This window comes from Actinophytocola sp., assembly GCF_036555685.1.
GTDB lineage: Bacteria > Actinomycetota > Actinomycetes > Mycobacteriales > Pseudonocardiaceae > Actinophytocola.
Genome location: NZ_DATBKY010000148.1, coordinates 1 through 7436 on the forward strand (window position 1 = coordinate 1; position 7436 = coordinate 7436).

The window sequence follows — 7436 nt, forward strand, 5'->3', positions numbered from 1 at the left end:
GCTGTTGAGGCGGCCGCGCTCGCGCGGTCCGCACGCGAGGCCGCGATCCACGACGTCGGCACGAAGTCCAGCGAGACGGACGTGGTCACGGCGGCGGACATCGCGGTGGAGAAGCTCGTCCGCGAGCGGCTCGCGGAGCTGCGGCCGGGCGAGCCGGTGCTGGGCGAGGAGTCGGGCAGCTCCGGTGTGGCCGGTGGCGGCGTGTGCTGGGTGGTCGACCCCATCGACGGCACGGTGAACTACCTGTACGGCTTCCCCTGGTACGCCGTGTCCCTCGCGGCGCAGGTCGACGGCACGTCGGTCGCGGCGGCGGTCGTGGAGCCGGCGTCCGGGCGCCGCTGGACCGCGTCCCGCGGTGGCGGCGCCTTTCTGGACGGGCGCCGGCTGCGGGTGTCGTCGGCGACCCGCCTGGAGCTCTCCCTGGTGGCGACGGGCTTCGCGTACCGGGCGGAGCGCCGGGCCCGGCAGGCGGCCGGCATCACCGGGCTGTTGACGCGGGTGCGCGACATCCGGCGGGCGGGCGCTGCGTCGCTGGACCTGTGCGCGGTGGCCGCCGGCTGGCTCGACGGCTACTTCGAGCACGGCCTGCACCGCTGGGACTGGGCGGGCGGCGCGCTGATCGCGGCGGAGGCGGGCGCGGTGGTGCGCCTCCCGGCTACGGACGACGACATGACGTTCGTAGCCACGCCCGGCATCGCGGACGAGCTGACGCGGGTGCTGGCCGAAACGGGTCTAGCCGATATCTAGCACTTGACCTGGCGGGCACCGGACAGCAGCGTGCCGTCGATCTTCGGCTGGGGACCGTTCGCCTGCAGGCCGCCCTTCACCTTCGGGTGGGCTTTCGCCCAGTCGGCCAGCTGCTGCATGACTTGCTGGCCGTCCTCGTTCGGGCGCAGGTCGTCGAACTCCTTGCCGATGACCATGTCGACCGTCGCGTCCTTGCGGTCGTCGCGGACCAGCTCCGCGCACGGCTCGATCAGCGACAGGGTCCGTGCCGCGGGCGTGCCCTGCGGGCCGAAGCGGATCTGCGCGCGGCAGTTCATCTTGTTGTCGTCGGTGTAGAACGTGTCGTTGGACGGCTCGGCCACCTTCGCGAAGCCGTACTCGCGCAGGCTCTCCGTGACGATCCGCGCGCCGCCGCGCTTTCCACCCGCGTTCAGCACGCGCACCAGCGCCTGGCTGGGCGGCATCGGGACGGTCCGGTCGAGCGAGTCGTTCTTGAGCGCCTGTCCCAGCGTCGGCGGTGGCGCGGCCGGCTTGCCCTTCGCGGCCGGCGCGGTGCTCGACGGTGACGTGGGTGGCGGGCAGTGGGTCGCGGTGGACGGCTCCGCCGCGTCGTCCATGACGTTCAGCCAGACGATTCCCGCGGCGACGAACAGGATGAGGATGAGAATCAGCGCGGGCAGCGGGCGGCGTTTCCGATACGGCTGTGGCTCCTTGTTACGCCACACGTTGCCGGACGCCACCACCTCGGCGCGCCTCCCTCCGGTCCCCAGACCCCTTGACACAACGTGTCCCCACGACACCTGTGTTTTCGTTGCTGATCAGCCTATGCGTTTCAGTGTTCTTCGGCTGTACGGGGAGCGCGCTGTAGGGCACATCGTGTCGAGATTGAGTCTTGGTCGGATAACGATTGCCTACCGCAGTTGGCCGTACTCGTACCGTTACCCTACCTGCGATCGACATCGCCCACCGGTCGACCTAGCTGGGCAAGGCCGCGAACACACCCGAACGGGTGACGTGCTGGATGAGAGCCGTCTCATGGGCTACCCTCTGCGCGCTCCAGTCGGAGAACGTTCCAAGCGAATCGATTCCGAGACGGATCTGCGGAAGAGATCTGCGTCACTTCTGCTGGCGGGCACAAATCACGGCCCCGGAACGTTGACCAGCGGCACACACATTTGGAAGTGGGGGTGCTAGACCATGGCCACCGATTACGATGCGCCGCGCCGTAACGAGGCCGACGACCTCGCGGAGGACTCCCTCGAGGAGCTCAAGGCGCGTCGCAACGAGAACCAGTCCGGCGTCGTCGACGTGGACGAGTCCGAGACAGCCGAGAGCTTCGAGCTCCCCGGTGCGGACCTCTCCGGCCTCTCCGGCGAGGACCTGACCGTTCGTGTGGTGCCCAAGCAGGCCGACGAGTTCACCTGCTCGGTTTGCTTCCTCGTGCATCACCGCAGCCGGCTGGCCGAGGAGAACAACGGCCAGTACATCTGCCGCGACTGCGCCTGACCCGACCGGTCGGGCTCAGCCGCCCGCGCGCAGCGCCTCGACCAGCCGGTCGGGGTGCCGCGTGCTCAAAACCCAATAGGGGGTCGGATCCTCGGGGTCGGTCTGCCGCAACCGCACCAACGGGCCGATCCACCCCCGGTGCATCACGAAGGCGGCGGGGTCCAGGTGTGGACCGAGCGCCCTGCGCTTGTCCTTGGCGGGTACGACCTGGATCTCGCCGACGAAGCGCAACGGCAGGTGGGCCTTGCCGACCCACAGCTCACCGTCCTGGACCCGCACGCTCGTCGCCCCGGCCCGCCAGATCAGCAGGGCCGTGAGCGGCACCAGCACCACGTACGGCAGCCACGCCCGCACGCCGGGGTAGCCCATGTGGATTTCCGCCGCGAGCAGGCCGGCCGCGATCAGGGGGAGCGGCCACCAGTACCACGTGACGTACAGCCGTTCCCGGTACGTGGTCGCGGTACTGGCCTCGGTGTCGCTCACGGGCTCAGAGTAGTCTCGCCGGTCGTGCCCAGCGTGGAGGTCCTGCTGACCCGACTCGACCCGGGAGTGCCCGTACCGTCGTACGCGCGGCCCGGTGACGCCGGCGCCGACCTCGTCACGACCAGCGACGTCGTCATCCCGCCCGGGGAGCGAACCGTCGTCGGAACCGGCGTCGCGATCGCGTTGCCCGAGGGCTACGCCGCGTTCGTCCACCCGCGGTCCGGCCTCGCCGCGCGGGTCGGGCTCAGCGTGGTGAACACGCCGGGCACGGTCGACTCCGGCTACCGTGGCGAGATCCGGATCTGTCTGGTCAACCACGACCTGCGGGACGCGGTCGAGCTCCGCCGGGGCGACCGGATCGCCCAGCTGATCGTGCAACGCGTCGAGCACGCGGTATTCCGCGAGGTGGACGAGCTGCCGGAGTCGCCGCGCGGCGCCGGTGGCTACGGGTCCACCGGTGGACATTCGATGTTGGCCCGCGTCACGGGGGCGGAGGAGTAGTGGGACTGTTCGGACGGCGTCGCCGCGATGACGACGTCGAGGAGCACTTCGAGGACGTCGAGGACTACGCGGACTACGAGGACGACGGCTACGAGGTGGTCGGCGGCGACCTCTTCGACGGCGCCGGCCCGTGGGACGAGGAGGACGCCCCCGAGGACGGTCTGAACCGGCTCGACCTCGGTTCGGTCCGCGTGCCGGTCCCCGACGGTGCCCAGCTGCAGGTCGAGATGGACCAGTCGGGCTCGGTGAAGGCCGTGCACGTGATCACCCCGGTCGGGCAGCTCACGGTCACCGCGTACGCCGCGCCGAAGTCCGGCGGCCTGTGGCACGAGGTGAGCACCGAGCTCGCCGAGGAGCTGCGTGGCCAGGGCGCCACGGTCCGCACGACCACGGGCGAGTGGGGCCTGGAGCTGCTGGCCGCGCTCGGCGAGGCGCACCTGCGGTTCGTCGGCGTCGACGGCCCGCGCTGGATGCTGCGCGGCGTGGTCGCCGGCCCGCCCGACCGCCTGGAGAACAGCACGGCGGCGCTCTACGAGCTCGTCCGCGGCACGATCGTCGTGCGCGGCGCCCTGCCGATGCCGGTCCGCACGCCGCTGCCCATCGAGCTGCCCCCGGCCATCGCCCAGCACATCCAGCTGGGCCAGGAGAGCTGAGATATTCGGTGGTGGCCCCGCCGGCGGGCGGCCACCCTGGTCCCGTGCCGCAGGACACCTTCGACGAGCGCATCGCGGCCACGTACGAGGCCAGGTGGCCGGAGCTCTTCGCGCCGGCTGCCATCGACCCGGTCGTGGACTTCCTCGCCGGCCTGGCGGGTGGCGGCCCCGCGCTGGAGTTCGGCGTCGGCACCGGCCGCATCGCGGTTCCGCTGCGCCGGCGGGGCGTGCCGGTCCACGGCATCGAGCTGTCCCGCCCGATGGCCGCCCGCGTGCCACCCGACGCCGGCGTCGGCGTGACCATCGGCGACTTCGCGACCACCCGCGTACCCGGTGACTTCCGGCTGGTCTACCTGCTGCGCAACACGATCACGAACCTCACCACGCAGGACGAGCAGGTCGCGTGCTTTCGCAACGCGGCCGCGCACCTCGAACCCGCCGGCCGCTTCGTCATCGAGAACTACGTGCCGCACCTGCGCCGCCTGCCACCCGGCGAGACCGTCCGCCCGTTCACCGTGACCCCGGAACACCTCGGCTTCGAGGAGTACGACTTCACCGCGCAGGTCGCGCACTCGCACCACTACTGGATCGCCGACGGCACCACGGAGACCTACTCGACGCCGCACCGCTACGTGTGGCCGGCCGAGCTGGACCTCATGGCGCGCCTGGCCGGCCTGACGCTGAGGGAACGCTGGGCCGGCTGGACCCGGGAGCCGTTCACGGGCGAGAGCGAGGCCCACGTCTCCGTGTGGCAGAAGGGCTAGGTGGCGCCGGCGGCGCGAAGGAACGCCAGCACCGCGGCCCGCCCCAGCGCCTCCCGGTCCACACCGACGACCGCGAGCCGCGTCGTGCACACCCGCGCCCGGGGCAGCGCGCGAGCCCACTCGGCGGCCACCGACGCCGGATGGATCGGGTCGTCCGCGCACGCCGCGATCCCCACGGGCACGTCGAGCGAGGCCAGCTCCGCCAGGGTCGGCGCCGCCCGGGACGCCGCCACCTCCAGCGACTCCGCCAGCCCGTCCCCGTATCCGCGCCACGCCCGCGACAGCTCCGCGTAGATCCACTCCGGCATGTCCGCCCCCGACAGCGCCCCGTCGACGCCCGACGCCCGCACGGCGGCCGCCGAAAGCCGCGCCGACCGCGACGCGGGCGCGGCGCCCGGCGCGCCGTGCCACGCCGGCAGCGCCAGCACCAGCCCCGCGCACCGCGACGGATGAGCCACCGCCCACTCGGCCGCCAGGTGCGCCCCGAACGAGATGCCGCCCGCCACGATCGGACCGGCGGAGTCGGATAATGTGGACAGCGCGGACTCGGCGAGTGACGGCCCGGGGACCGGGCGCGGAGCCAGCAGCGCGAGGCCCGCGGCCGCCAAGGGGACCTCGAACACAGATCTGACGAATGTCTCGTCAGAACCGGTACCGGGCAGCATAATCGCGGTCCGGGGACCGGCGTCCTCGGCGAATCGGCATACGGCAACTGTCACGTGCCTCTTCCTCCACACCAGCGCCACATCTCGTGGTTACGCTGGATTTGTACAGGGTCGGGCGTCGGGGCCGACCCCCAGCAACTGGAGCGTCAGTATGGGCACCGAGGCCCGTGGTAACGGCCAGCGCAGCAAGGGATCACTGCGCCGCCTGGTCAAACGGCTGACCACCGACATCGACGAACTCGATGCCGATGATCTGTCCGAACATGTCGATGCCGAGAACGCGCGCAGGGCATGCGACTGTCGTTCCGGCGAGGAGGTGACCGTTCTCGGTCGCCTGCGCACCGTCGAGCTGAGCCCACGCGACGCCGTGGCCACGCTGGAAGCCGAGCTGTTCGACGGGACCGAGGGCGTGACACTAGTCTGGCTCGGTCGCCGGCGTATCCCGGGCATCGAGCCCGGTCGGACGATCAAGGCACAGGGCCGCATCGCGATGCGGGACGGCCGCAAGGTGCTCTACAACCCCTACTACGAGCTGCAGACGGCCACATGACGGACGAGAACACCGACACGACCGACGAGACTCCCACGAGAGAAGAGACAGAGGAGACTTCTCCGGAAGAAGAGAAGCAGGAGACGCTGCTCGAGCAGATGGGCGGCCTCGCCGGTCTCGTCTACTCGACGGTCCCCGTGCTGGTGTTCGTCCTGATCAACGCTTTCTTCGGCCTCATGCCGGCGATCTGGAGCGCCGTCGGCGTCGCCGTCGCCATCACGGTGCTGCGGATCGTGCGCAAGGAAGGCCTGCAGCCGGCGGTCTCCGGGTTCTTCGGGGTGGCCATCGCGGCGTTCATCGCCTACCGGACCGGCTCGGCCAAGGGCTTCTTCCTGTTCGGCATCTGGGCGAGCCTGATCTACGGCAGCCTGTTCGTGGTCTCGATCCTGGTGCGCTGGCCGCTGGTCGGCGTCATCTGGTCGTTCCTCAACGGCCACGGCATGCTCTGGCGCGGCGACCGCAAGGCCTTCCGCGCGTACGCGCTCGCCACGCTCACCTGGGCCGCCGTCTTCGCCGCGCGCTTCATCGTGCAGCGCTGGCTCTACGACGAGGACCAGACTGGCTGGCTCGCGTTCGCCCGCCTCGCCATGGGCTACCCGCTCACCGCGGTCGCCCTGCTCGTGACGGTCTGGGCCGTGCGCAGCGCCGGCCACCGCGAGAAGGACCTCGAGCGGGCCGTCGAGGAGGACGACCGCGCGATCGAGGCACGCCTGCGCGCCAAGTACAGCGGCGAGACCGGCTGATCCTTCACGGGACTGTTGTCCCGATGGCATCGACCATGCGTTCGAGTGAACCTTGCTCTTCCTGCACGGAACTCTGCGGTACTCCGCGTAGGTTGGACATATGTACGACCAGGAACCCACCGTGCGATCCCGTGAGCTGGGGTTGGCGCTGCTACGCGCCATCGGGACCGCCGGCCTGAACCAGAGCGACCTCGCGAACATGCTCGCGTGGTCTCCCAGCAAGGTAAGCCGGATGATCTCCGGGAAGCGCTGCGCGAGCCCGGAGGACGTGTCCGCCGTGCTCGCCGTCGGCCGCATCGTCGGCCCGAAGCGCCAGGAGCTGCTCGAGATGGCGCGGCACGCCACCGAGCGCGGCTGGTGGCAGGACTTCGGCGACCGGCTCCCACCCGAGCTTCGGACGTTAAGCGACCACGAGGACTCGGCTCTCGCGATCACCAACTTCGAGAATCTTGTCGTACCCGGCCTGTTGCAGACACAGGACTATGCAAGGGCGTTGATCACTGCTACGCCCACGATCCCGGAGTCGGAGATAGGCGGCAGGGTGGATGCTCGATGCCGTCGCCAGTTGATCTTCGACCGCCAGTTCCCGGCACATTTCCGCTTCTTTGTTGACGAGTACGTGATCACGCGAACTGGTCCCGGTCGGAAGATCATGTCCGGCCAGGTGCACCACCTACTCCGGATGTCCGTACGGCCCTACATCGAGATCCGTGTGATCCCGGAGTCGGTCGGTTTCCATGCAGGCCAGCAGTCGTTCCAGCTCATGGAGTTCACGGAGATCAGCCCGGTCTTGTTCATCGAGAACGAAACCTCCGCGCTGTTTATGGAGAGGAAGGAAACGATCG

At 70.1% G+C, this 7436-nt stretch carries 11 protein-coding genes; 8 read left to right on the top strand and 3 right to left on the bottom strand.

Annotated features, from left to right (window positions below; all coding sequences use genetic code 11):
* Nucleotides 1–747, top strand: a 747-nt coding sequence (locus VH969_RS14310; protein WP_331974223.1) for an inositol monophosphatase family protein, incomplete at its 5' end; no start/stop codon positions are given.
* On the opposite strand, the gene cei is transcribed toward VH969_RS14310, so the two are convergent.
* Complete coding sequence (gene cei, locus VH969_RS14315; protein ID WP_331974224.1) at nucleotides 744–1466, bottom strand: envelope integrity protein Cei; 723 nt, start codon at nucleotides 1464–1466, stop codon at nucleotides 744–746. The genes VH969_RS14310 and cei overlap by 4 nt on opposite strands.
* Before the next feature lie 457 nt (nucleotides 1467–1923).
* Between cei and VH969_RS14320 the strand changes: the two genes are divergently transcribed.
* Nucleotides 1924–2232 (top strand): DUF4193 domain-containing protein, encoded by a 309-nt coding sequence (locus VH969_RS14320; protein WP_331974225.1) that lies wholly within the window; start codon nucleotides 1924–1926, stop codon nucleotides 2230–2232.
* A 15-nt stretch (nucleotides 2233–2247) separates the two neighbouring features.
* Here the strand turns inward: VH969_RS14320 and VH969_RS14325 are convergent, their stop codons facing one another.
* Nucleotides 2248–2715: a DUF3093 domain-containing protein gene (locus VH969_RS14325; protein ID WP_331974226.1), complete on the bottom strand. Its 468-nt coding sequence runs from the start codon at nucleotides 2713–2715 to the stop codon at nucleotides 2248–2250.
* 24 nt (nucleotides 2716–2739) lie between these two features.
* Between VH969_RS14325 and dut the strand changes: the two genes are divergently transcribed.
* The 3 genes from dut to VH969_RS14340 are packed head-to-tail and all read left to right on the top strand — an operon-like array spanning nucleotide 2740 to nucleotide 4633.
* Nucleotides 2740–3216, top strand: coding sequence for a dUTP diphosphatase (gene dut / locus VH969_RS14330; RefSeq protein WP_331974227.1), 477 nt, complete (start codon nucleotides 2740–2742; stop codon nucleotides 3214–3216).
* Nucleotides 3216–3869 (top strand): DUF3710 domain-containing protein, encoded by a 654-nt coding sequence (locus tag VH969_RS14335; RefSeq protein WP_331974228.1) that lies wholly within the window; start codon nucleotides 3216–3218, stop codon nucleotides 3867–3869. The genes dut and VH969_RS14335 overlap by 1 nt, the downstream gene beginning before the upstream one ends.
* 44 nt (nucleotides 3870–3913) lie before the next feature.
* Complete coding sequence (locus tag VH969_RS14340; protein ID WP_331974229.1) at nucleotides 3914–4633, top strand: class I SAM-dependent DNA methyltransferase; 720 nt, start codon at nucleotides 3914–3916, stop codon at nucleotides 4631–4633.
* Here VH969_RS14340 and VH969_RS14345 read toward each other — a convergent pair.
* Nucleotides 4630–5256 (bottom strand): alpha/beta fold hydrolase, encoded by a 627-nt coding sequence (locus VH969_RS14345; protein ID WP_331974230.1) that lies wholly within the window; start codon nucleotides 5254–5256, stop codon nucleotides 4630–4632. The two genes, VH969_RS14340 and VH969_RS14345, sit on opposite strands and share 4 nt — an antisense overlap.
* Before the next feature lie 193 nt (nucleotides 5257–5449).
* Between VH969_RS14345 and VH969_RS14350 the strand changes: the two genes are divergently transcribed.
* The 3 genes from VH969_RS14350 to VH969_RS14360 form a co-directional block, all read left to right on the top strand.
* Nucleotides 5450–5848: an OB-fold nucleic acid binding domain-containing protein gene (locus VH969_RS14350; RefSeq protein WP_331974231.1), complete on the top strand. Its 399-nt coding sequence runs from the start codon at nucleotides 5450–5452 to the stop codon at nucleotides 5846–5848.
* Nucleotides 5845–6591, top strand: coding sequence for a DUF3159 domain-containing protein (locus VH969_RS14355; RefSeq protein WP_331974232.1), 747 nt, complete (start codon nucleotides 5845–5847; stop codon nucleotides 6589–6591). Before VH969_RS14350 ends, VH969_RS14355 begins: the two co-directional genes overlap by 4 nt.
* Nucleotides 6592–6691: 100 nt before the next feature.
* On the top strand, nucleotides 6692–7436 hold a 745-nt coding region (locus VH969_RS14360; protein WP_331974233.1), incomplete at its 3' end, for a helix-turn-helix domain-containing protein.